The organism is Chromobacterium haemolyticum (assembly GCF_009936155.1).
Classification (GTDB): Bacteria; Pseudomonadota; Gammaproteobacteria; order Burkholderiales; family Chromobacteriaceae; genus Chromobacterium; species Chromobacterium haemolyticum.
This window is the reverse complement of sequence record NZ_AP019312.1, coordinates 2,676,015-2,699,397: the sequence shown is the minus strand read 5'-3', so window position 1 is coordinate 2,699,397 and position 23,383 is coordinate 2,676,015. Positions and strand designations below refer to the sequence as shown.

The 23,383-nt window shown below is 61.9% G+C and carries 19 protein-coding genes; 9 read left to right on the top strand and 10 right to left on the bottom strand.

The genetic code is table 11. The annotated features are described in order from the left end of the window. Positions 1-331 precede the first annotated feature (331 nt). Positions 332-1,183 carry a DAHP synthetase I family protein gene (locus GYH29_RS12290; protein WP_161523830.1) on the top strand — a complete coding sequence of 284 codons (852 nt, stop codon included), beginning with the start codon at positions 332-334 and terminating at the stop codon, positions 1,181-1,183. A gap of 143 nt (positions 1,184-1,326) precedes the next feature. Here the strand turns inward: GYH29_RS12290 and GYH29_RS12285 are convergent, their stop codons facing one another. The 10 genes from GYH29_RS12285 to GYH29_RS12240 form a co-directional block, all read right to left on the bottom strand. After that, entirely contained in the window at positions 1,327-2,232 is a 906-nt protein-coding gene (locus GYH29_RS12285) for a GGDEF domain-containing protein (RefSeq protein ID WP_118267800.1), read from the bottom strand. A gap of 75 nt (positions 2,233-2,307) precedes the next feature. After that, complete coding sequence (gntU, locus tag GYH29_RS12280) at positions 2,308-3,645, bottom strand: gluconate transporter (protein WP_161523829.1); 1,338 nt, start codon at positions 3,643-3,645, stop codon at positions 2,308-2,310. 1 nt (position 3,646) lies between these two features. Then, positions 3,647-4,174, bottom strand: coding sequence for a gluconokinase (gene gntK, locus GYH29_RS12275; RefSeq protein ID WP_019104565.1), 528 nt, complete (start codon positions 4,172-4,174; stop codon positions 3,647-3,649). Positions 4,175-4,379: 205 nt separating this feature from the next. Continuing rightward, positions 4,380-5,381 (bottom strand): substrate-binding domain-containing protein, encoded by a 1,002-nt coding sequence (locus tag GYH29_RS12270; RefSeq protein ID WP_161523828.1) that lies wholly within the window; start codon positions 5,379-5,381, stop codon positions 4,380-4,382. 219 nt (positions 5,382-5,600) lie between these two features. Beyond that, a complete protein-coding gene (locus tag GYH29_RS12265; RefSeq protein ID WP_043590567.1) occupies positions 5,601-7,067 on the bottom strand; it encodes a GDL motif peptide-associated radical SAM/SPASM maturase in 1,467 nt (488 codons plus the stop codon). A gap of 223 nt (positions 7,068-7,290) precedes the next feature. Continuing rightward, positions 7,291-7,893 (bottom strand): DUF1842 domain-containing protein, encoded by a 603-nt coding sequence (locus tag GYH29_RS12260; protein WP_039756881.1) that lies wholly within the window; start codon positions 7,891-7,893, stop codon positions 7,291-7,293. Between the two features lie 39 nt (positions 7,894-7,932). Beyond that, the gene (locus GYH29_RS12255) at positions 7,933-8,553 is read right to left on the bottom strand and encodes a DUF1842 domain-containing protein (RefSeq protein WP_161523827.1); all 621 of its coding nucleotides are present in this window, start codon (positions 8,551-8,553) and stop codon (positions 7,933-7,935) included. A gap of 72 nt (positions 8,554-8,625) precedes the next feature. Next, the gene (locus tag GYH29_RS12250; protein ID WP_043590571.1) at positions 8,626-8,814 is read right to left on the bottom strand and encodes a DUF1843 domain-containing protein; all 189 of its coding nucleotides are present in this window, start codon (positions 8,812-8,814) and stop codon (positions 8,626-8,628) included. A gap of 214 nt (positions 8,815-9,028) precedes the next feature. After that, positions 9,029-9,979, bottom strand: a complete 951-nt coding sequence (locus tag GYH29_RS12245; RefSeq protein ID WP_161523826.1) for a succinylglutamate desuccinylase/aspartoacylase family protein — start codon at positions 9,977-9,979, stop codon at positions 9,029-9,031. After that, complete coding sequence (locus tag GYH29_RS12240; protein ID WP_019104303.1) at positions 9,967-11,547, bottom strand: ABC transporter substrate-binding protein; 1,581 nt, start codon at positions 11,545-11,547, stop codon at positions 9,967-9,969. Before GYH29_RS12240 ends, GYH29_RS12245 begins: the two co-directional genes overlap by 13 nt. A gap of 133 nt (positions 11,548-11,680) precedes the next feature. On the opposite strand from GYH29_RS12240, the gene GYH29_RS12235 reads away from it, so the two are divergent. The 8 genes from GYH29_RS12235 (at position 11,681) to GYH29_RS12200 (ending at position 23,251) form a co-directional block, all read left to right on the top strand. Next, positions 11,681-12,904 carry a D-amino acid dehydrogenase gene (locus GYH29_RS12235; protein WP_161523825.1) on the top strand — a complete coding sequence of 408 codons (1,224 nt, stop codon included), beginning with the start codon at positions 11,681-11,683 and terminating at the stop codon, positions 12,902-12,904. 21 nt (positions 12,905-12,925) lie between these two features. Then, the gene (locus tag GYH29_RS12230; protein ID WP_161523824.1) at positions 12,926-13,537 is read left to right on the top strand and encodes a M15 family metallopeptidase; all 612 of its coding nucleotides are present in this window, start codon (positions 12,926-12,928) and stop codon (positions 13,535-13,537) included. Between the two features lie 131 nt (positions 13,538-13,668). After that, on the top strand, positions 13,669-14,856 hold the full coding sequence (locus GYH29_RS12225; RefSeq protein WP_161523823.1) for an O-succinylhomoserine sulfhydrylase: 1,188 nt from the start codon (positions 13,669-13,671) through the stop codon (positions 14,854-14,856). A 203-nt stretch (positions 14,857-15,059) separates the two neighbouring features. Continuing rightward, positions 15,060-15,707 carry a TetR/AcrR family transcriptional regulator gene (locus GYH29_RS12220; RefSeq protein WP_019102939.1) on the top strand — a complete coding sequence of 216 codons (648 nt, stop codon included), beginning with the start codon at positions 15,060-15,062 and terminating at the stop codon, positions 15,705-15,707. Positions 15,708-15,797: 90 nt separating this feature from the next. Next, positions 15,798-18,251 (top strand): acyl-CoA dehydrogenase, encoded by a 2,454-nt coding sequence (locus tag GYH29_RS12215; RefSeq protein ID WP_161523822.1) that lies wholly within the window; start codon positions 15,798-15,800, stop codon positions 18,249-18,251. Positions 18,252-18,377: 126 nt separating this feature from the next. Further along, positions 18,378-18,755, top strand: coding sequence for an acyl-CoA thioesterase (locus tag GYH29_RS12210; RefSeq protein WP_019102937.1), 378 nt, complete (start codon positions 18,378-18,380; stop codon positions 18,753-18,755). A gap of 190 nt (positions 18,756-18,945) precedes the next feature. Continuing rightward, positions 18,946-20,400, top strand: coding sequence for an OmpP1/FadL family transporter (locus GYH29_RS12205; protein ID WP_043590578.1), 1,455 nt, complete (start codon positions 18,946-18,948; stop codon positions 20,398-20,400). 475 nt (positions 20,401-20,875) lie between these two features. Continuing rightward, positions 20,876-23,251 (top strand): 3-hydroxyacyl-CoA dehydrogenase/enoyl-CoA hydratase family protein, encoded by a 2,376-nt coding sequence (locus GYH29_RS12200; RefSeq protein ID WP_081574511.1) that lies wholly within the window; start codon positions 20,876-20,878, stop codon positions 23,249-23,251. Positions 23,252-23,383: the final 132 nt, after the last annotated feature.

Here is a 23,383-nt window from a genome sequence, read left to right as displayed (position 1 = left end):
TCGATGGCGAATATAAATGATAATCGTTATCCATTGCAATACGGTGATATTGCGTGCAGATGATATTGATTCCACATTTTTTCTCTAGGACTTTGCTGGACAGGGACTAGGCTTAGGGCATTACCGCCAATGCTTTTGTCAATTTTTGGTTGCTGTGTGAAGGGGTTGGGGACGCTAGGGGGGGGTGAAGGCAGCTTATGCGGAGGTGGAAGAGGGTGCCTCATGCCGGTGGATTGGACTAATTTTGGTAAAAACGCAATTGACAATCATTCTCAATAAAAATATCGTAGCCGCCAATTGAACCGCTTGCATGGCAGGCGCAGGATGGAGAATGACAATGTATTCCGAAGGCAGCGACAGCATGGATGGCGTTCCCGATAGTGCGCAGGCGGCGGAGCCGATGGGTTTGCGGCGTTTACCCTCGCCGCGCGAACTGATGGCCGACGCGATGGCGGACGATAGAGCGCGGGAGACGGTGACGCGCGGCCGTCGCGCGGCCCAGGCGGCATTGACCGGAACCGGCTCTCAGCGCCTGCTGTTGTTGCGTTTGCCGCTGCCGGCGTTGTTGGAGCAGGCTGGACAGTTGGGCGCATGGCAGTCGAAAGAGGAAGGCTGGAGCGTGTTGGTTCAGCCTCTTGCCGGCGCGGCGAGCGGGCGCGGAAGGCAGGCGTTGTTGGAGCAAAGAAGGGCTTATCTGCAATGTTTGGCCGCGGGCGTTCCCTTGGCGCATGTCTTGATTCAACTCAATGAGATGGCGTATCTGAGCGATCTAGTCAGCGCGGTGTTGCTGCCGCCAACCGTGATCGAGAGCCAGATTCACCGCGAACTGGCATCGGCTCTGCCTTGCCCGGTGCTGCTGGAGCCTGGCGACGCAGACAAGCTGCAGATCGCGCGCGACGCTCGCCAGGCGGTGGCCGCCAGCCATCGATTCCCGATGCTGTTGATCGAGGGGCGGGTGGGCCTGGTGGAAAGCGCCGGCAATCCGGACGGCGCGGTGCTGTTGGGGCCGGGCATGGCGGCGGGAGACACCCCGCACTTACTGGCCTTCGACGACGCTCCGGAACGCGGCGAAGACTGGGCACCGGCTTGCCGCGGCCTGACGCTGACCGCGTCCAGCGTGGCAGCGGCGCAGCGGCGTTTTGAGCGCTGGAGAATGTATGATCTGTTGGCCGCGGCCGGCTGAGTAGAGCCTGTTCACGGTCTCGCGAGCTAAGCCGCGACAAGGCCAAAACGGCTTAAAAAGCAGAGTGTACATACGATGCATGGGCATTTTGAAGACGTTTTCAACGCCGTATCGCCGACGCGTAGCAGATCGTAAACAAGCGCTTAGCGGCTACTGCTTAAACAATCGCGTCCACTGCCCTTGGCGTGGTAAAGCGCTTCGTCGGCGCGCGCGTAGCAACTGGCGATGTCGTCGTCTGGCCGCAGTTCAGTCAGCCCGATCGAGCAGGTGTAGCCCAGTTCCGGCTTGGCTGCCAGCGGACGGTCCCGCCGTGCGGCGGCGAGAATCCGCTCACAGCATTGTTCCGCCTCAAGCAGCGAGGTTTGCGGCAGCAAGAGCATGAATTCCTCGCCGCCCAAACGCCCAAAGCCGTCTCTTTGCCGTAGCTGAGCGCGCACGGTCTGGACGAAGCCGCAGATCACCTGATCGCCGGCTGGATGGCCCTCCAGGTCGTTGATGCGTTTGAAGTGGTCCAGGTCGAGGATGGCGAGGCAGACCGGCGCGGAGTGCTCACGCCTTTGCTGCAGCAACAGTTGGAGCAACTGCATCAAATGGGTGCGGTTGCTGATTCCGGTCATTGGGTCGGTTTGTGCGGCGCGCAAGGCCACATCGCGGGCTTGGCGCAGCTCGCGTTTGTCGGCCCGCAGCTCGGTGATGTCGCTGGCTTGGCACAGCATCCAGCCGTCCGCGCTCATCGTTTCCGTCATCCACATCCATCGGCCGTCGCATAAATCAGCCTCGAAAGCGCGATAAGGCAGCTTGCCGCGGCGCGAACAGGCGGAGCGCAACCAGGTTTCGATATTGTCGGTTTCTATCCGAGAGCCTTGTTTCTGCAGGTAGTTTCGTCGCATCAGTTCCGCCCAGCTCAGGCATTCCTCCTGGGTCAGGAAGAAGCTTTGGCGGAAGGCGGTGTTGGCGTAGCGCAGCATGTCGTATTGGTCGAACAGCGCGACCAGGGCCGCGCTGTCGTCCAGCATGGCAAGCAGTTTGATGCAGAGGGCGTCCGTCATGAAGGTGGGCTACTCGAGCGTGTTTCAGTGAGTATCGTACCCGCTTGCCGTGCTTGCCAAGGCGCACGCTATGCGTCACAACATGGCGAAGGCCGCCATGCCCACCAGCGCGCCGGTAGTGCCCAGAATCGTCTCCATCAGCGACCAGGTTTTCAGGGTCTGAGCCTCGTTGGCGCCGGTGAATTTACCGAATAGCCAGAAGCCGGAGTCGTTGACGTGGCTGAGTACGATGGAGCCGCCGGCGATACAGATGGACAGCGCGGCCAGCTGGGCGCCGGACAAGCCCATGGTCTCGATGGCCGGCAGCACCAGTCCCACCGTGGTCAGGCAGGCGACAGTGGCGGATCCTTGAATGATTCTGACCGCGGCCGCCAGCGCGAAGCAGGCGACGGCGATGGGCAGGCCGGCGCCGATCAGCGCGTTGCCCAGCGCCGGCCCCACACCGGAATCCACCAATACCTGTTTAAATACCCCGCCGGCGCCGGTCACCAGCAGAATGATGCCGGCCGGTTGCAACGCGGCGTTGCAGATGCGCATGACCTGTTCCGCGTCCATGCCGCGACGAACAGCCAGGCCATAGATGGCGGTCAGGCAGGCGGCCAGGATGGCGCTGAACGGATGGCCGATGAACTGCAGCCAATGGAAGACGGCCGAGCCCGGCGTCGCCAGATGGCTGCCCAGGGTTTTGCAGGCCACCATGACTAGCGGAAATAGCACCAACGTCAGGCTGAAGGCGAAGGAGGGCATGCGGTCGCGCTCCAGCGTCGGCTCGCTGATGTCGTCCGGCAGGGCCAGGCTGACGTGCCGGCTGATGAAGCTGCCGAACAGCGGGCCGGCCAGCAACATGCCGGGAATTGCCGCGGCCAGCCCGATGACGATCATCCAGCCGAAGTCGGCCTGCATCTGCGAGGCCAGCAGCATGGGGGTGGGGCCGGGTAGCAGGAAGGCCGCCGAGGCTGCCACGCCGGCGAATAGCGGCACAGCCAGCTTGACCACATTGCCGCCGGTGCGGCGGGCCACTGCGAACACCACGCCGATGAGCAGCACGATGGCGACGTCGAAGAACAGCGGCAGCGCGCAGACCAGTCCGGCCACGCCCAGTGCGTAGTGCGCGCGCCGTTCGCCAAAGCGGCTCAAGAGCCGGCCGGCGATCTGATCGAGCGCTCCGGTTTCATGCAGTATCTTGCCGAACATCGCTCCCAGAGCCACCACCACGGCGAGAAAGCCTAGGGTTCCTGCCATGCCTTTTTGCATGGTGTCGGCGATTTTTTCCACCGGCATGCCTGAGGCCACGCCGGCCCCGATTGAGACCAGCATCAGCGCGATGAACGCATGCAAACGAGCCTTCATCACCAGCAACAACAGCAGGGCGACCGAGCCCAGCGCGGTCAATACTAGGGTTGCAATGGACATGTCAGCGCTCCTGGCGGGACTGGATCAGGCGCAGCGCGCCGGCGACGACGCTGTTCAGCTCGGGGCGGATGTCCAGAGTGTGGACATCGGTTTCGTCTGGCCCAGGCTCCTCCAGAGCGGCAAATTGAGAGGCCAGCATGTCGGCTTTTTGAAAATGGCCTTGCCTGGCTTGCAGACGTTGCAGGATCAGCTCGAAATCGCCTTTCAAATAGAGGAAGGACAACTGCGGGTTGCCGGCGCGCAGCTGGTCGCGGTAACGCCGTTTCAGCGCGGAGCACACGATGATGGACAGCGCGTTGCTGCGTTGCATGGCGTAGGCGGCGTCGCTGAGCGCGCTGAGCCAGGGGTGGCGATCGGCGTCATCCAGCGGCGTTCCTGCGGCCATTTTGTCGATATTGGCGCGAGGATGCAGGAAGTCGCCGTCCAGCACAGCGCATGTCAGGCGCTGGGACAGTTGCGCGGCGAGCGCGGATTTGCCGCAGCCGGAAACGCCCATCAGCACGTAAACCTGATGTGGTGTGGAATTCATGAAGCCACTCCAATGAGTTGTTGAATTGTTTTAAGGCGGATCGTAGTTGTTACCGGTAACATTATGCCGATAACAATATGTCGGCTTTGCTGCGCGCAGGCAAGCGTTTTGAGCGCCGGCCTTGACTCGGCTGCGGCGCTTTGGAGTTTTTGTCTTGATAAATAAAGGTTTTTTTGAGGGGCGAGTGTCGTATTCCGGCACCGGCCTAGACGCTGCCGCCCAGGCTCAGGCTGTAACCCAGGTCAACAACGGGGTCAGCGTAACGCTGGCCGTGAATGCGGCCTAGCAAGCGTTGCGCCGCCAGCCGGCCAATCGCTTCGCGCGGCGTGACCACGCTGGCCAGCCGCGGATGCAAGGCGGAGCCGATATCCAAGGCGTTGAAGCCGGCGACGGCGATACGCTGCGGCACCGCCATGCCCATGGCCTGGGCTTCCAGCAAGGCGCCGGCGGCGATGTCGTCGTTGGTGCAGAACACGCCGTCCAGGTCCGGCGCGGCGGCCATGGCTTGGCGCAACATCTCGCCGCCTAGCTGAAAGCTGGAGTGTTGCTCGGTCTGTATCTCCAGCGGAACCAGTCCAGCTTGTTCCATTGCCGTCCGATAGCCGGCGGCGCGCAGCCGGGTGCGGCGGTCGAGGCGGGCGGCCAGGTAGGCGATGCGTCGCTTGCCGCGAGCGATCATGACTCGGGTCATGTCTTCGGCGGCGGCCTGATGGTCCAGGCCCACAGCCAGGTCAATGGGCTGGGACGGCAGTTCCATCACCTCCACCACCGGAATCGCCGCCACTTGCAGCATGCGCAAGGTGCGCTCCGAGTGGAGGGTTTCACACAGAATCAGCCCATCCACCTGGAAGGACAGCAACTGCTCCACTTGCCGGGTTTCCTGTTCGACGTCGTAGCAGTAATGACCGTACAGCGTATGGTAGCCGGCTTCGCGGGTGACGGATTCGACGCCGTGAACCAGGTTGGAGAACACTTGATTGGACATCGACGGCAACAATACGCCGATGGCGCGGCTCTTGGCGCGGGCCAGCAGGTCCGGCACCCGGTTTGGGATATAACCCAATTGCTCCATCGCGCCGGAGATGCGCTGGCCGGTGGCGTCCGATACCAGGCTGGCGTTGCGTAAGTAACGGCTGACCGTCATTTTGGAAGTGCCTACCCGGTCTGCGATGTCCTGCAGCGACGGGCGCCTTGGCTTATCGCTCATGGCACGGGTCCGGCGAGGCGGAAGCGGCGGCTTCCAGAGATAGGGCGAACGGCGCGAAACAGGTCATGCGGACATCGGCTCCCATGGCGGCGTGGTGAGTCAGGCAAGCCGCGATTGTAGACCGATTCCCGTCAAATGAGCTATGGCTAGTGGATGACCGTGACCGTAGAGCCAAGTTTTTTGGCATAAAACCGCGTTTCGGCGCCGGCGACGCGGGGTTTAATCGGCCGGCAAGCCCAATAAGCGACGCAGATTGTTGATCACCTGCTGACGTTTTGCCTGCTCTTGCTGGTAGTCGCGGTCGGCGGCGGCGATGTCCGCCGAGCAGTGTGGGCAACAGGTTTCGTCGGGATGGATGTATTGCTGGCATTGCCGGCACAGCGCCAGCTTGGCAGGCGGCTTGCCTTCGCGCGGCGCGGTTTTGCCCTTGTTTTTCCAAGTCAGCGCGATGACTTGGCCGCTGCGGCTGATTCGGCTGACCTCCTGGCCGCTGGCGATGTCTTCGGTGATCAAGTCGAATCGCCCAACGGCGAAGGAGGCGGGCGCGGCGTCCTGCAGCTTGACGATGCGCTCGCGCAGGCCCTGTTTTTCCAGCTCCAGCGCGCGGTAATGACAGTAGGGGTTGTTGCCGGGCTTGCCCAGCAGGGAGTGAGAGGTCCAGGTGCACCCGCCTCGGCAGATGTCGTTGTAGTAGCAGCCGCGGCAATAGCCCCACAGATCCTCCACCGAGCGCAGGCGGCCAAAGTGGATGCCCTCGCTGTGGTGCCAGATGTCGTCCAGGCTCATATCGCGAACATTTCCGCCGGAAAAGCCGACGGTGGCCAGCGATGGACAGCCCTTGACGGTGCCGTCCGCCTCCAGCGCCAGCACGGTCTGGCCGGCGGCGCAGCCGCTCCAGTGAACCCGCTCGTCGCCAAATCCGCGCCACAGGCGCTCGTACGGGCCGTAGTATCCGATATTGTTGCCCACATTCATCAGCAGGCCGCGCTCCACGCCTTCGCGGTAAAGGCGCGCCAGCAAGGGCATCAGTTCCAGCAGTTGGTAGGGTTGCAGTAGCAGCTCGTCATTGTCCACCGCATTGCCCATCGCCACCGTCAACTGGATCTGCCAGTGGGTGGCGCCCAGTTCGATGATCTGGTCCATCAGCGCCGGCAAGTCCGGCATGGTGGCCGCGCCGATCTGGGTATTGACGCTGACGGCGAGGCCGGCCGCCTTGGCGCGGCGCAAGGCGTCCACCGCCTTGTCGAAAGCGCCCGGCACATTGCGTACCTTGTCGTGCAAGGGCGCAAGGCCGTCCAGCGATACGCCGACGCCGTTGAGGCCGGCGTCTATCGCCTGTTGCAGGCGGGCCGGGTTCAGATTTCGGCCGCCGGTCTGGATCGCGCAATACATCCCGTGGCCTCGGATGGCGCGGATCAATTGGGTCCAGTCCTTGCGCAGATAGGCTTCGCCGCCGATCAGGGTGATCTCGCGCGTGCCCAGCGCCGCCAGCGCGTTTATGACCTCCAGGCATTCGGCGGTGGATAGCTCGTTGGGGCGGCGGTGGCCGGCGCGGGAGCCGCAGTGCAGGCATTTCAGGTCGCAGGCCAGCGTGATTTCCCAAACCACGTGCACCGGGACGTAACGCTTGAAGTCTTCGTCGTCCAGATAACGGGCGGGACGGACGGCGGGGCGGTCATCGAGCATGAGCGGGTCCTTGGAAGGGGGCGAGGAGCGTCCGCTGGACGCCCCTGGACTTTGAACTGCTTAGAACCTGTTTACGATCTGCTACGCATGGTGAAACGTGGCTTGGCAAGTGCAACTTCAAAATGCTCATGTACCGTGTGTATACGCCGCTTGCTCAGCCGTTTTCGCCTTGCCTCACCTTGGCTCGCGAGATCAAAAACATGCTCTTAGCTTGCGTCGCCGTTCAATGCCGGCCTTCTAGGCGGGCGATTTCCGCATGCAGCTGTTTCAGCGCGGCTTCGATATTGTCGTGCTGCTTCAGTTGCTCCTCCGCCTGGCCGGCCAGCGACTTCATCTGCGCCAGATTGTCGCTGGCGCGTGATTGTTGCAGCGCGGCGGCGTATAGCGGAATGGGGTGGGGGTAGGGCTTGCTGCCTGAGCGCGGCTCCGGATGCACGACCGGGGCCTCGGTCACGATGGCGTGCGCCACGGTATGCCAAGCGTTCTGGTAGAAGAAGCGGTAGCTGGCGTGGCCGTCCTGCCAGTCCTGATCGAGGATGCCTTGCAGGTGGAAGGTTTCGGCGATCTGGCTATTGGGCGAACTGGGGCTGCCGTCCAGCGACAGCACGATGTGGTGCTCGGCGGACGGGTCCAGTTTTGCTTGGCTGTAATGGCCCCAGACATTGGCCTGGAATTGCAGCGGCGGGCTGACGCTTTGGAAAATGCTGGCGTGGCCGCTGACCTTTTTCTGCGGCGTGTTGACCAGCAGGTCCAGGGTCAGGACCGGTGCGCCCAGCACCGGGGCGGAAACGATGTAACGGGTATGGAACAATCCTGTTGCTGACATGGAGCACTCCTTGGCGGATGGGGGAGAGACGGCGCTAGCCTATTTGCGTTCCAGCTTGGCGATTTCCGATTTCAGCGCGTCCAGTTCCTTGCGCAGTTGCGGCTGAGCGTCCAATTGCTGGCGGGCGTAGGAGGCCAGCGTTTTCATGTGGGCCAGGTCGCCGCTGGCGATGGCGCTTTGAATCGGCACGCCGTACAGCGCATTGATGGGCGGGTTGGGAAGAATCACCGGTCCGGGTTCCAGCGGCAACGGGAAATAGCGCGATTTCAGTTCCGGGTTGAGCTTGGCCGGCGCGTTTTCCACTTCCACCCACGCGGAACCGTTCAGATAGCTGTAATTGGCCACGCCCTGTTTCCAGTCCTGGCTCAGAACCAAGTGCAGTTTGAAGTTGATCGTGTTGCCGCCGTGGCCTTGGGCGGTAATCAAGATGCGGCCTTCGCTGGGCGGCATCACCGTCAGGTAGGAGTAGTCGCCGTGAACGTGGGAGTGAACGTCCAGCGGCGGATTGGTGGCCTGGGTGATGTGGGCGTCGCCGGTGACGGCGCTGCGCGGCGGCGCGACCAGCAGGTTCAGCGTAAGCCGTTGCGCGCCGTCCTTGCCGGTGCCGATGAGGTAGCTGACGGGAAACAAGCCGATATCGGTTTGCGCGGTGTCTGACATAAAACCTCCGGAGAGTTAGGTGATGTTCCTGCCTGGCGAGCCGAGCGGGCTCGCTGGATCGCGAGAGTGTTCTTAGCGTCGTTCCAGGCGGGAGATTTCCTGCTTCAACTGATCGACGGCGGCGTGCAGATCGCCGTATTGGCGCAAGTGCTGTTCGCCTTGTTCCAGCAGGGTTTTCATCTGCGCCAGATTGCCTTCCGCAATCGCTTGGTGGATGGCGACGCCGTAAGGCAGGGTTTGGTGCGTGGGAAGATGGCTCATGAGTCGACCTGTTCCTTAGCGCTGATTAACGAGATGACGGACGGAAGAGAGCGGGCCGCCCGCAAAGGGCTGCCGGACAATGCTTGGCAGTGTTTATCGGTGTAGCAGTTGGGGGCGGAGACAAACTGGACTTAAGGCCAGTTTTTATGAAGAACAAATACTTAAGTGGAAGTACCGAGCCGCGCTAACGCAGCCCGGAGCAAGGAAGAGAGGCTTAAAACCGATTGGAGGGGCGAGCCAGATAGAACCACTCCTGGCCGCTTGGCGATTGAGGGTTGGGGAAGACGATGCGACCGTCGTCTATGGCCGTCACCGGGCTGCCGTCGGCGCGCCAGCCTATGAGTTCGCCTCTGCTCACCGGATCGAAGCTGGTCCAGTCGCGGGCGAAACGGTCGCCATCGTCAAGTTTGTCCACCACTTCATACAGGCTCAGCGCTTCCAGAGGAGCCGGCGTGGGGGGCGGCGCGTCCACCATGCCCAGATGGGCCAGCGTATTGGCGATAGCTTGGTAGGCGACATCCGGCGCGGCGGGGTCGTCGTGTTGGCCGCATTCCAGCGTTAGCGCCCAGCCGCCTTGTTGGCGCATGTATTCGGTGGTGCCCACGCCGTAGCGGGCATCGCCGCCGGCCGTCTTGCCGCGGCGGCTCACGCCCAGGGCGTAAGTGGACAGCCAGCCGTCCACTGCGCGGGTCACGCCCAGCCGCTGCGCCAGAGCCTCTTCCCGCGCGGCCAGGGCGAAGGGTTCGAGCTCGCCGGCGTTGTCGCGCGGGCCGAGGAAGACGAAAGGCTGGCCGCGGGACTGGAAGGAATGCAGGTCCAGCAAAACCTCATGTTCCGACAGCAAGGGGCACAGCCAGTTGGCGACGTGATCTTCGAAATCGTCCGGCGCGTTGCTGGGCGAGAGATTGCGGTTCAGGTTGCGCTCGCCGCCGCGCTGACCTAGCTGGAAAGCCAGCAGATTGACCACCGGAACCAGGGTCAGCCGGCCGGCGCGGAGCGCCAGCGCGCCTTGTTCCAGTTCGGCCATCACGCGACGGATGGCCAGCGCGCCGCAAACCTCGTTGCCGTGCACGGCGCCGGTGACGATCAGGCGCGGGCCGGCCCGCAAACTCTGGTAACGGTGGCTGGCGAAATGGGTGGGCCAGGCCGGGTTTATTTGAGCCATACGTCCTCGAAGTCAAAAGAGCCATTGGGATTCATCACGAAACCCTGCACATTGTTGCGCATTGGAATGTAAATGCGCGAATGGGCCATGGTGATCCAGGGGCGTTCGTATTTGAAAATTTCCTGGGCTTTCAAATAATACTGAGTGCGTTGCTTCTGCTCTGTGGCCTGCCGGCCGAGCAGCAGAAGCTTATCGAACTCCTGATTGCAGAAGCGCTGACCGCCCTTGCTGACGCTGCAGGACAGGGCGTTCCAGAGGAAGTCGTCCGGATCGCCGGAGTTGCTGGTCAGGCCCGACATATAGACATCGTGTTCGCCGGCGGCGGCGCGTTTCAGGTACTCGCCCCATTCGTAGGACCGAATATTGGCCTTGACGCCTATCTTGGCCCAGTCCTGCTGGATCATCTGCGCCATCAGTTTGCCGTTGGGATTGGTGGGCCGCTGCACCGGCAGCGCCCATAAATCCAGGGTGAAGCCGTTGGGGTAGCCGGCTTGGGCCAGCAGCGCCTTGGCCTTGGCCGGGTTGTATTCATTACGGGTTTTGGGGTTCCAGCTCCAGGTGGACGGCGGATAGGGGTTGACCGCCTGAGTGGCGCCGCCCTTGGGGAACATCGCCTTGAACAGGGCATCGCGGTTGATGGCGATGTCCAGCGCCACGCGCACTTCGCGTTTGGCGAACTGCGGCCGTTTCAGATTGTAGGCCAGGTAGGAAATATTGCTGGCGCCGGTGGCGGCGATCTTGATGTTCTTGTCGGTGTTCAAGGTGTCCAGATCGGACTCGCGCACCGCCGCGGCCACTTGGCATTCGCCCGCCTTTAGCTTCTGGATGCGTACTTGCGGGTCAGTGACGATGGCGAAGATCAGGCTGCGGGTTTTTTGCGGCGCGCCCCAGTATTGAGGATTGGCCTCATAGCGCACGGTCGAATCCTTGGCGTAGCTCTTGAAGCGGTAGGGGCCGGTGCCGATGGGCAGCAGGTTGATCTGCGCGGGCTTGCCGGCCTGTAGCAGCTGCTGGGCGTATTCAGCCGACTGCATGCCGGCGAAGCCCATCGCGAAGAACGTCAGGAAGGTGGCGTTGCGCTCCTTCAGCCGGATCTTGACGGTGTGAGGATCCAGCTTTTGTACCGAGGCTATCAGCTTGACCAGGCCGTAGCCGTCCGGGCCGGTCAGCGGGGTCTTGAACGCCTGATTGAACGGCAGGTCCGGCCGGATCCAACGGTTGACGGTGAAAACCACGTCGTCGGCGGAGAAGTCGCGGCTGGGCTTGAAATACTCGGTGTGATGGAATTTGACGCCGCGGCGCAGTTTGAAGGTGTATTCCAGCCCGTCCGCCGACACGCTCCAGCTTTCCGCCAGCCCTGGGCGCAGCGCCACGCCGCCGCGCTTGAATTCGGTCAGCCCCTGGAAGACGGGCTTGACGATGTTGTAAGTGGAGGCGGTGTCCCACATCGCGGGGTCGAAGCCTTCCGGCGAGGCTTCCGCGCAAAAGACCAGCGGCTTGGCCGCCAGCGCGGCGGCAGGCAAAGCGCCGGCCAGCAACAGGGAAAGGGAGAGGATCGATTTTGTCATTTACGCTATCCTGAATTCTTGTTCGCGGCATGCGAATTGTCCGTCATCTACCGCTGTCGGTCCAAGACCTTGGCAATTGGTTCCCGGCGCGGGCCGGCTTCGCGGTTTCGACGGACTTTGCGAGGGGGCGGTGATGGGGGGATCGAGAGTGCTTGTCGTGGGCGCCGGCGTTATCGGCCTGTGCAGCGCATGGCGGCTGGCGCGGGCGGGCTGGCCGGTCACGGTGTTGGAGCGGCGCGGCGAGGCGGCGGCCGGCGCCAGCCACGCCAACGGCGGTCAGCTAAGCTATAGCTATGTCGCGCCGCTGGCCGATGCGGGCGTGCCGGCCAAGGCGCTGGCCTGGTTGTTGAGTGCGGATGCGCCGATGCGTTTGCGTCTACGCTGGGACGCGGCCCAATGGCAGTGGTTGTGGCGCTTTTATCGCGCTTGCAACCGTAAAGCCAATCGCGCCGGCAGCGCTCAGTTGTGGCGTTTGGCGCAAGAAAGCCGCGTGTTGCTTGAAGGGCTGCGCGAGGAGGGGTTGGGCGACTTTGCCTGGCGGCGCAACGGCAAGCTGGTACTGTACCGCGGCGCGGCGGCGCTGGAGCATGCGCGTCAAGGCGTGGCGGCGATGAGCGAGCTGGGTGCGTGCCAGCAACTGCTGGATACGGATGCTTGCCATGATTTGGAGCCGGCCTTGGCCGGACTAAGCGGGCCGATAGCCGGCGGCGTGCATACTCCTGACGAGGAAGTGGCGGATTGTCGGCTGTTCTGCCTGGCCATGCAGCGGCGGATGCTTGAGGAAGGCCTGGATGTCGAGTTCCGCTTTGGTCGGGAAGTTAGCGGTTTCGAAATGGCTCAGGGGCGAGTGCGGCAAGTCTTGCTGTCCGATGAGGCCTTGCCCTGCCTGCATCTGGTGCTGGCCGCCGGCGTCGGCGGCGCGGCGTTGGCGCGCAAGCTGGGCCTGCGGCTGCCGCTCTATCCGCTGAAGGGTTACAGCCTGGACATGCCCGCGGGAGAGTGTTTGCCGGTTCTAAGCGTCACAGACTTCGAACGCAAGACCTTGTACGCGCCGATAGACGGGCGCCTGCGGGTTGCGGCGGCGGCGGATCTGGTTGGCTACGACGAAAGCCCGGATCCGCGGCGCGTGGCCGGCTTGCGCCGGCAAGTGAAGCGCGATTGGCCGCGAGCGGGCTATTTGGAACAGGCTATGGAATGGGCCGGCTTGAGGCCGGCCACGCCGGACGGGGTGCCCATGATAGGGCGCGCGCCTGGCGGGCCGGCTAATCTCTGGCTGAATCTCGGACACGGCGCCTTGGGCTTTACCTTGGCCCTGGGCAGCGCCGAGCGGCTGGCGCGGGAGATGGCTGGAGGATGAATGAAGGGGAGTGCGAAGAGAATGAAAGCGGTCATCGCCATGGAGGAGTTGGCGGCGCATCCGGAGTACCTGTCGATTGCGGATATCGACGGGGTAAGACTGGACCTGCGCTATGCCTGCCCCAATAATTTTGTGGGACGGAATCTTTACGGCGACGCGGCGCCGGCGCTGTTGCATCGCCGCGCCGCCGAGCGCCTGGCCATGGCCGCGCGCGAGTTGCGCAGGCAACGGCCGGGTTTCCAATTGCGGGTTTTCGACGCGCTGAGGCCGGGGAGGGTGCAGCGAGTGTTGTGGGACATCGTCAAGGACACGCCGCAACGCATCTACGTCGCCGACCCCGCGCGCGGCTCGATTCACAGCTTCGGCATGGCTGTGGACCTAAGCGTGGAGGATGACGGCGGGCGCGAACTGAACATGGGCACCGGCTTTGACGACTTCACCGAGCTGGCGCAGCCGCAGCGCGAGTCGGAGTTGCGGCGGACGGGGAGGCTGAGCGAGGCGCAATTGGCCAATCGCTTGCTGTTGCGCCATTGCATGAGCCAAGCGGGCTTCAGCGGCATCGCCACCGAGTGGTGGCACTTCGAGGCGGCGGATCGGGATTGGGTACGCGCTCATATGCTGTTGATCGAATAATTAAGTGGATGCTGGCCTGCCTAATGCCGCCGGGCCGGCGGCTTTATGCCCGGCAGGCATTTAGCAAACGGTGGGTTTTCAGGCAATATGGGCGCTGGCTTTATCTTTGAAGCACCCGTAGAGACTCTTCAATGGCATCCGACAATACCGAACAAGCCTGTTGGCACCCGGAAACACTGGCAATCCGCGGCGGTCGCGAAATCAGCGAATATCGCGAACATAGCCAAAGCCTGCATCTGACTTCCAGCTTCACCTACGATTCGGCGGAACAGGCCGCGGCCATGTTTCTGGGCGAGCTGGACGGCTATACCTACTCCCGCTTCACCAATCCCACTGTCGCCGCCTTTCAGCAGCGCTTGGCGCTGATGGAGGGGGGCGAGCGCGCCATCGCCACCGCCACTGGCATGGCGGCTATCCAGGCCATCATGATGAGCCTGCTCAAGGCCGGCGACCACATCTTGTCTTCGCAAAGCCTGTTTGGCTCCACCACCAATCTGTTCGCCGGCCTGCTGGCCAAGTTTGGCGTGGAAACCACCTTTGTCGACGCCACAAACCTGCAAGCCTGGCGCGACGCCGCGCGGCCCAATACCCGTTTGTTGTTTCTGGAAACGCCGTCCAATCCTTTAACGGAAATCGCCGACATCGCCGCCATCGCCCAGATTGCGCATCAGCACGACGCCTTGCTGGTGGTGGACAACAGCTTCTGTTCTCCGGCCTTGCAGCAGCCGTTGAAACTGGGGGCGGATCTGGTGATGCATTCCGCCACCAAATATCTCGACGGGCATGGCCGGGTGATGGGCGGTGCGGTGGTTGGCGGCGATGCGTTGATCGAACAGATTTATCTGCATGTGCGTACCGCCGGCCCCACGCTGGCCCCGTTTAATGCCTGGACGCTGCTCTCCGGCATGGAAACCCTGCATTTGCGGATGGAAAAGCACAGCGCCAGCGCGCTGGAGTTGGCGCGCTGGCTGGAAGCCCAGCCGGCGGTGGAGCGGGTGTTCTATCCGGGGCTGGCCAGTCATCCGCAACACGAGCTGGCGCTTCGCCAGCAAAGCGGCGGCGGCGCGGTGGTGTCCTTCGTGGTCAAGGGCGGCAGGGAGGAGGCTTGGCGAGTGGTTGACCGGGTGCGGTTGATTTCCCGTACCGCCAATCTGGGCGACGTCAAATCCACCATCACCCATCCGGCGTCCACCACCCACGCGCGCATCACGCCGGAAGCCAGGGCCAAGGCCGGCATCGTGGAAGGCCTGTTGCGGGTGGCGGTGGGCTTGGAGCATGTCGAAGACCTGAAGCGGGATTTGGCGCGCGGCCTTGACTAAACGCTTTCAACATGTGTTTCATTCAAACGGCAGTCTAAAATACGGACTGCCGCTTTTGTTGCCGCCCTGTTGAGTTTGGCCCGAGCGCTGTCGAGACATGTCTTGACATTCATCAAATTAAAACGTAAGTTTGAAACGCTTGTTCGAAAGCTGAAATGAGCAAGACCATAAAACCAGCAAATACAAAAAAGGCACTGGAAAACATGGAAGCAAGCCGCCCCGATACCGCCACCCGCATTCTGGACGTTGCAGAACGCTTGTTTGTGGAGCACGGTTTCGAAGCGACCTCGCTGCGCATGATTACCCAGCAAGCCGAGGTAAACCTGGCCGCGGTGAATTATCACTTCGGCTCCAAGGATGCGTTGTTCGAGTCCGTGTTCATGCGCAGGCTGGCCCCGTTGATAGCGGACTGCCTGGCGGAACTGGATAAGCTGGAGGCGGAGGCCTCGGAGGAGAAACTGTCGGTGGAAGGCTTGGTGCTGTCGTTCATACGGCCTTGCCTGTCGCTGTCCAAGGACCCGTCGCGCGGCGGGGCGATGTTCGTGCGCTTGTTGTCGCGCACCTTGGTGGAAAACCATCGTCTGTTGCGTGAAACCATCTCCCAGCAGTACAGCGTGTTCGTCCAGCGTTACAGTCGCGCGTTTCAGCGCGCCTTGCCCTTGCTGGACACGGAGCAGTTGGCCTGGAGAATGCATCTTGCGTTCAGCGTCATGTTCAATGCCTTTGCAGGCAACGATGTGTTGAAGATCTTTACTCGAAGTCAGATCGTCAGCGCGCGGGATCCGGACATGATCGTCAAATACCTCGTGCCCTTTGTCATGGCTGGCTTGGTCGCGCCCATGGAAGGCTGATTCCGGAGCGCAGGGCAGGACGTGCCGATCGCGGCCGCGTCCCTTGCTGTTGCCGCCGGAATGGAAGGGTCAACACGAGGGTAAAACAAAATGATATCTGCCGTTGTTCTGGTCGTGCTGCTGGGCGCGCTGGCGTATTTCCGCGCGCCTGTTCTGGCCTGGACCGTGGGGCTGGCCGCCTGGCTCGCCGCGCTCCAGTTTATCTTCCACTGCCCGCTGCCGCCGGCGGCCTGGGCTGTTTTCGCGGTGGTCGCCGCCGTTCTCAATCTTCCGCCGCTGCGCCGCGCCGTGTTCACCGGCCCGGTGTTCGGCGTGTTCAAGAAAATCACGCCGGCGATGTCCCAGACCGAGCAGGAAGCCATCAATGCCGGCACGGTATGGTGGGATCGCGACCTGTTCTCCGGCAAGCCGGACTGGAATCGTCTGCTGTCTTTCCCCGATCCCAAGCTGACGCCGGAAGAGCAGGCCTTCATCGACGGCCCCACCGAACAGCTGTGCGCGATGATCGACGACTGGAAGATCACCCACGAGCTGAAGGATCTGCCGCCGGAAGTGTGGCAGTTCATCAAGGACAACGGCTTCCTGGGCATGATCGTCAAGAAGCAGTACGGCGGTCTGGAGTTCTCCAATTACGCCCACGCCAAGGTGGTCACCAAGATCGCCACCCGCGGCGGCACCGCCGCGGTGTCGGTGATGGTGCCCAACTCTCTGGGGCCGGGCGAGCTGCTGCAACACTACGGCACGGAGGAGCAGAAGGACTATTATCTGGCCCGTCTGGCCAAGGGCCTGGAAATCCCGTGCTTCGCGCTGACCAGCCCTTATGCGGGTTCGGACGCCGGCAGCATCCCCGACTACGGCATCGTCTGCCGCGGCAGCTACACCCATCCGCGCACCGGCGAGCGTTTCGACGACGTGCTCGGCCTGCGCGTCAGTTGGGAAAAGCGCTGGATCACTCTGGCTCCAGTGGCCACCATCCTGGGCCTGGCGTTCAAGATGTACGACCCGGAGCATCTGCTGGGCGATAAGGAAGACCTGGGCATTACTTGCGCGCTGGTCCCAACCGAGCACGAAGGCGTGGCCATAGGTCGTCGCCACTTCCCCGGCGGCGCCGCCTTTATGAACGGCCCGACCTGGGGCAAGGATGTGTTCATTCCGCTGGACTGGATCATCGGCGGCCGCGAGTTTGCCGGCCAGGGGTGGCGCATGCTGGTTGAATGCTTGTCGGTGGGGCGTTGCATCTCCCTGCCGGCGATGTCGGTGGCTTCAGGCAAGATGAGCACCTTCGTCACGGGCGCTTACGCGCGCATCCGCGACCAGTTCGGCCTGCCCATCGGCAAGTTCGAGGGCGTGGACGAGGCGATGGCGCGCATCGGCGGCTACACCTATCAGATGGAAGCCTCTCAGGACTTGGCGCTGACCGGCCTCGATACCGGCGAGAAGCCGTCGGTGCTGTCGGCCATCCTCAAGTACCACAACACCGAGCGCATGCGCAAAGCCATCAACGACGCGATGGACATCCATGGCGGCAAGGCCGTGGTGCTGGGGCCGCGCAACTACCTGGCGCGCGCCTATCAGGCGATTCCAATCGGCATCACCGTGGAAGGCGCCAACATCCTGACCCGTTCGATGATCATTTACGGCCAGGGCGCGATCCGCTGCCATCCCTTCGTGCTGCGCGAGATGAAGGCGGCGATGGCCAATGACGGGAAGGAGTTCGACGCCGCCATCACCGGTCACATCAACTTTGTGATCAGCAATGTGGTCCGCTCTCTGTGGCTGGGCCTGAGCGGCGCCCGTTTCGCCGGCGCGCCGCGCGGCGGCGAGGTGGGGGTTTACTATCGTCGGTTGACTCGTTTCTCCAGCGCTTTCGCCTTGCTGTCCGATATGGCGATGTTCAGCCTGGGCGGCAGCCTGAAATTCCGCGAGAAACTGTCCGCGCGTCTGGGCGACATGCTGTCCGGCCTCTACATCGCCTCCGCCTGCCTGAAGCGCTTCGAGCGCGACGGCGCGCCCAAGGAAGACCTGGCGGTGCTGCAGTGGTCGGTGGAAAACGCCTTGTACGACGTGCAGCAGGCGATGGACGGCTTCCTGGCCAATCTGCCCAGCCGCATGCTGGCGGCGGTGCTGCGCAAGCTGATCTTCCCGTGGGGTCTGACGCTCAAGCCGGCGTCCGATCGCGTCGGCACCCAAGTGGCGCGCGCGATGATGGAGCCGGGCGCAACGCGCGAACGGCTGACGCGCGGCATGTATCTGTCGAAAGAAGAGGGCGACGCCGTGGGCGTGCTGGCCCACGCGCTGGAAGCGGTACTGGCCACCGAGCCGCTGGAGCAAAAGCTGCGCAAACTGGCGCGCGACGGCAAGTTTGTTTCCGTTACCGCGCGAGAGCGCCTGGCGGAAGCCTTGGCGGCCGGTTTGCTTACCCAGGCCGAGTTCGATGCCGTCAGCCGCGCGCGCAAGCTCAAACGCGACGTGATCATGGTGGACGACTTCGACAAGATGCTGGAGCAACATGACGACAAGCTGCTGCAACGCTTGATCTTCTGAGCATAAGGGGTAAGATTTGCCGGGATTCGTCCCGGCATTTCACGCCAGCGGCTGTGATGACGGCCGCTGGCGTGAAATGACGAAAGTCGCCAAAGCCGAGCGACGAACAAGAACAAAGGAGTGAGCATGGACCGCCCTGAAGTCCGGATTCCCACGTTGCGCGTGCGCGCGCTGCCAACCAGCACCAACGCTTACGGCCGAGTCCAGGCCGGTTGGTTGATGAATCAGATCGACATGGCCGGCAGTCTGGACGCCGAGCGTTTGTCGCGCGGCCCGGTGACCACGGTGGCTGTCAATACTTTCCAATTCGCCGCGCCCATCCTGTTGGGCGACGTGGTGGACCTTTATGTGGAACGGCTGCGAATCGGCCAGAAATCCATCACCCTGAAAATCACCGTGGAAGCGGAGCGCATCGACGGCTCGCATGAGGCGATCACTGAGGTGGTCGCCACCTATGTGGCGGTGGATTGCGATGGAAAATCGCGTCTTTTGGGCGATATTTAGCCTATTTCAATGCTTTTTTGCGTGCTTGTTGCAGAAATGTCTCATTAAACGTTTGTTTGGAACAAACACTCCAAAACCTTGTGGAATTGCTCTAATTCTCTGGTAGCATCAAATATGACCAGTGCTTGTTATTGGTCGTCTAATACCTAAGAACACTTATATATAGCAAAGCCAAAGAGAGAGGGAGAACATGAAACTCAAGCACCTCAGCCTGTCCGTGATGGTCATGGGCGCAACATTCGGTCTAATGTCCACCCAGGCCGTGGCCTCGGGTTATCAGTTTGGTTCGCAGAGCGTGTCCGGCCAGGGCACCGCGCACGCCAACGGCGCCGAGGCCAACGATCCTTCCACCATTTTCAGCAACCCGGCCGGCCTGTCCCGGCTGGAGGGCACGCAGTTTGCCGGCGGTCTTACCTTTGTGGTGCCGCATTCCGAATATACCGACAATGGCTCTACCAATTTTGCCAATCAACCCACCGGAGGTGGTAATGGGGGCTCTTTTGCGCCTTCGGTGGTAGTTGCACCTAACTTTTATCTATCGCACAAGCTAAACGAAAAGATTAATTTAGGTGTGGGTGTCTTTGTTCCGTATGGTGCCAAGTTAGATTATGACAGTGGCTGGGCGGGGCGTTATGCCTTGCAGAACGTAGATCTCAAGTCCTTCAATATTAATCCAAGCATGTCATTCAAGTTGGATGACCGCCATGCATTTGGTTTTGGTATTTCGGCTCAGTACCTTGACGCGACTTTGCAGCAGGCTGCGGATGTGCGTACAGGAATTGGTCAGTTGTTGGCTGGCGCGAATGGAATGAATCCCAATGTCGTTGGTGGTGCATTGGTGCAGGGGCAGCTTAATGCCTTGGGCGTGTCTGGGGATGGGACTGCTCGAATCTCCGGTGACGACTGGGGCTTTGGCTGGAACATCGGTTATATGTTTACTCTGGATGAGAATACCCGATTCGGCCTTGCTTATCGCTCAGCGATCAAGCAGAAGCTAGAAGGAACGGCGGATTGGGATTTTTCTAATGTGAAGGGTAACTTAGCTGGGCTCGGCATTCCCAATCTTCAGGCTTATTTGAGCTCAAAAAAGCACCCTGATACAAGTGCAACTGTGGATGTTACGACTCCGGAGACCGCGTCGGCTAACTTCTTCCATCAGTTGAATCCGAAGTGGGCGGTGATGGGCGATGTGACCTGGGTGGCCAATTCGCAAATGAAGGATATCGTTATCAAGCAGGGTACGGTGAATGGCGTATCTCAGGGAGATATCACAATTCATCAGAACTGGCGTGACACCTGGCGCGTGTCCCTAGGTGCCAACTACCTGTACAACGATGCCTGGCTGTTCCGTGGCGGCGTGGCTTGGGAGCAGTCGCCGTTGAAGTCCGATAATGATCGTCATCCTGCTATCCCGGATAGCGATCGTCTGTGGTTGTCGCTGGGTGCCAACTACAAGATCAACAAGCAAAGCTCGGTCGACGTCGCCTATAGCTTTATCAACTTTGCAAATGCCAATGTGAACTACACTGATGCATGCAGCCCTTCTGGTAACAACGGCGCCTGCACCGGCAACGGCGGCACGGTGAGGGGTAGCTACAAGACCTATCTGCAGTTGATCGGTCTGCAGTACAACTATCGGTTTTAATTGAATCGGCGCCGCTGGGCGCGCGGATTTCGGGTCGGGCGGGCGCTGTGGCGCTCGCCCGGTTTTTGCGTTTGCGGCGCCCCGGTTTTTCCGCTTGTTTTCTCCCTCAATTTTTCCACGTACCCCCTGTTTTTTTGCCCAAATTGGGTTAGACTTATTTGGGAGAAAAGCGAGTGTTTGATATTTTTCAATACAGGCTTTTTCCAGCTGCGCTTGAGCCGCCGCCAGAGTGGCTGCCGGCGCGGTTTTTCAGTAGATTGACGGATGTCCGCGGCGATGGGGCGACTTTTCCAGCGCCAGGCTTCCGGACGGGCCGGGCTTCACCATAATCACTTCCCGGCCGGTCAAGTTGTGCCGGCTGCAGCGGCGGCGCGCCGCCGACTCAGCGCAAGGACGAACAACGCCCGTCCTTGAAGCAGGCTGAGCAGGCGAGAGGGGCCTGTCTCATGTTGTGTTTCAACAAAACGAGGAAACCATGTCTCAAACCAAGTTCAACGTACGCAAGGTAGCCGTGCTAGGCGCTGGCGTGATGGGGGCTCAAATCGCCGCTCATCTGGTGAATGCCAAAGTTCCGACCATCCTGTTCGATCTGCCGGCCAAGGAAGGCGACAAGAACGGCATCGTGCTCAAGGCGCTGGAAGGCTTGAAAAAGCAGAAGCCGGCCCCCTTGGCCAACAAGGATGCCGTCAACCACATTCAGCCGGCCAACTACGACGACCACCTGCACCTCTTGAAGGATTGCGACTTGGTGATCGAAGCCATCGCCGAACGCATGGACTGGAAGGCGGACCTGTACCACAAGGTGGCGCCGCATCTGGGCGAGCACACCATTTTCGCCACCAATACTTCCGGCTTGTCGATCAACACGCTGGCGCAAAGCTGCCCGGACAATGTGCGTCCGCGTTTCTGCGGCGTGCACTTCTTCAATCCGCCGCGCTATATGCACCTGGTGGAAATCATCCCCTGCCTGACCTCGGACGCGCACATTCTGGATAATCTGGAGCGCTTCCTGGTGTCCAGCCTGGGCAAGGGCGTGGTGCGCGCCAAGGATACCCCCAACTTCGTCGCCAACCGCATCGGCGTATTCTCGATGCTGGCCACCATCGCCAACGCCGACAAGTTCGGCATTCGCTTCGACGTGGTGGACGATCTGACCGGTCCGCGCCTGGGCCGTCCCAAGTCGGCCACTTTCCGCACCGCCGACGTGGTGGGCCTGGACACTTTCGCCCACGTGGTCAAAACCATGCAGGACACCCTGCCGCAAGATCCGTGGCACGGCCTGTTCCAGACTCCGGAATGGATGCAGAAGCTGATCGCCGCCGGCGCGCTGGGCGCCAAGACCAAGGCCGGCATCTATAAAAAAGACGGCAAGCGCATGCTGGTGCTGGACCCGGCCAAGGGCGAATACGTTGGCTCCGGCGAGAAGGGCGACGACGCGGTCAAGGAAATCTTGAAGATCGCCAACCCGGCGGAAAAATTCCAGAAACTGCGCGAGAGCAGCCATCCGCAGGCGCAATTCCTGTGGGCATGTTTCCGCGATGTGTTCCATTACATCTCCCATCATCTGGCCGATATCGCCAACTGCGCGCGCGACGTTGACTTCGCCATCCGCTGGGGCTTCGGCTGGAGCGTGGGCCCGTTCGAGACCTGGCAGGCCGCCGGCTGGCAGCAAGTGGCCAAGTGGCTGGACGAGGACGTGAAAGCCGGCAAGGCGCTGAGCGCCGCCGCGCTGCCGGCCTGGGTATTGCAGGGAGACCGCGCCGGCGTGCATTTCGCCGAAGGTTCCTTCGACCCTGCCGGCAACACGCTGGTGGGCCGCTCCGCGCTGGACGTGTACCAGCGTCAACTGGCGCCGGCCAAGGTGCTGGGCGAGGTGTCGGCTCCGCTGGGCGAGACCGTGTTCGAGAACGAGGGCGTGCGCGCCTTCACCACCGGCGACGAGGTCCTGGTGGTGTCGTTCAAATCCAAGGCGCATGCCATCGGCCCGGCTGTGATCGAAGGCCTGAATAAAGCCATCGACATCGCCGAAGACCGCTTCAAGGGCCTGGTGATCTGGCAGACCGAGGAGCCGTTCTCCGTCGGCGCCGACCTGCAGTCTATGATGCCGGCCTTCATGATGGGCGATTGGGACGCGATCGACGCTACGGTGCGCCGCTTCCAGGAAACCTCGATGCGCCTGCGCTACTGCCAGGTGCCGACGGTGGCCGCTACCCAGGGCTATGTGTTTGGCGGCGGTTGCGAGTTCGCGATGCACTGCGACAAGACCGTGGCGGCGCTGGAGTCCTACGTTGGTCTGGTGGAAGTCGGCGTCGGCCTGCTGCCGGGCGGCGGCGGCTGCAAGGAGTTCGCTCTGCGTGCCGCGCAAGAAGCGCGTGGCGATGTGTTGGCCGCATTGAAGGATTACTTCATGGCCATCGCCACCGCCAAAGTGGCCACCAGCGGCTTCGAGGCGCAGGAAATCGGCTTTTTCCGCAACGGCGACCCAGTGGTGTTCAACGCCTACGAGCTGTTGCACGTGGCCAAGCAGCAGGCGATCGCGCTGGCCGAAGCCGGCTATCGCCCGCCGCTCAAGGTCAAGGGCTTCCCGGTGGCCGGCCGCAGCGGCGCCGCGTCGATCAAGGGCCAGTTGGTGAATATGCTGGAAGGCAACTTCATTTCCAAGCATGACTTCTTCATCGCCGGCCTGATCGCTGACGTGATGACCGGCGGCGATGTCGAGGCGGGCACTCTGGTCAACGAGCAATGGATTCTGGACCTGGAGCGCAAGGCCTTCATGACCTTGCTGAAAAACTCCAAGACCCAGGACCGCATCGCCAATATGTTGACCACCGGCAAGCCGCTGCGCAACTAAGTGCTTGGGGACGATTCTGCTGCGCGAGCCGATATCGAATGCTGTGATGCTCGCCGTACCCCATGTACGGCTGCGCTTCTCGCTTCGATCTCGGCCCGCTCGCGACGAATCCTCCCGCAAGCGCGGTCAATA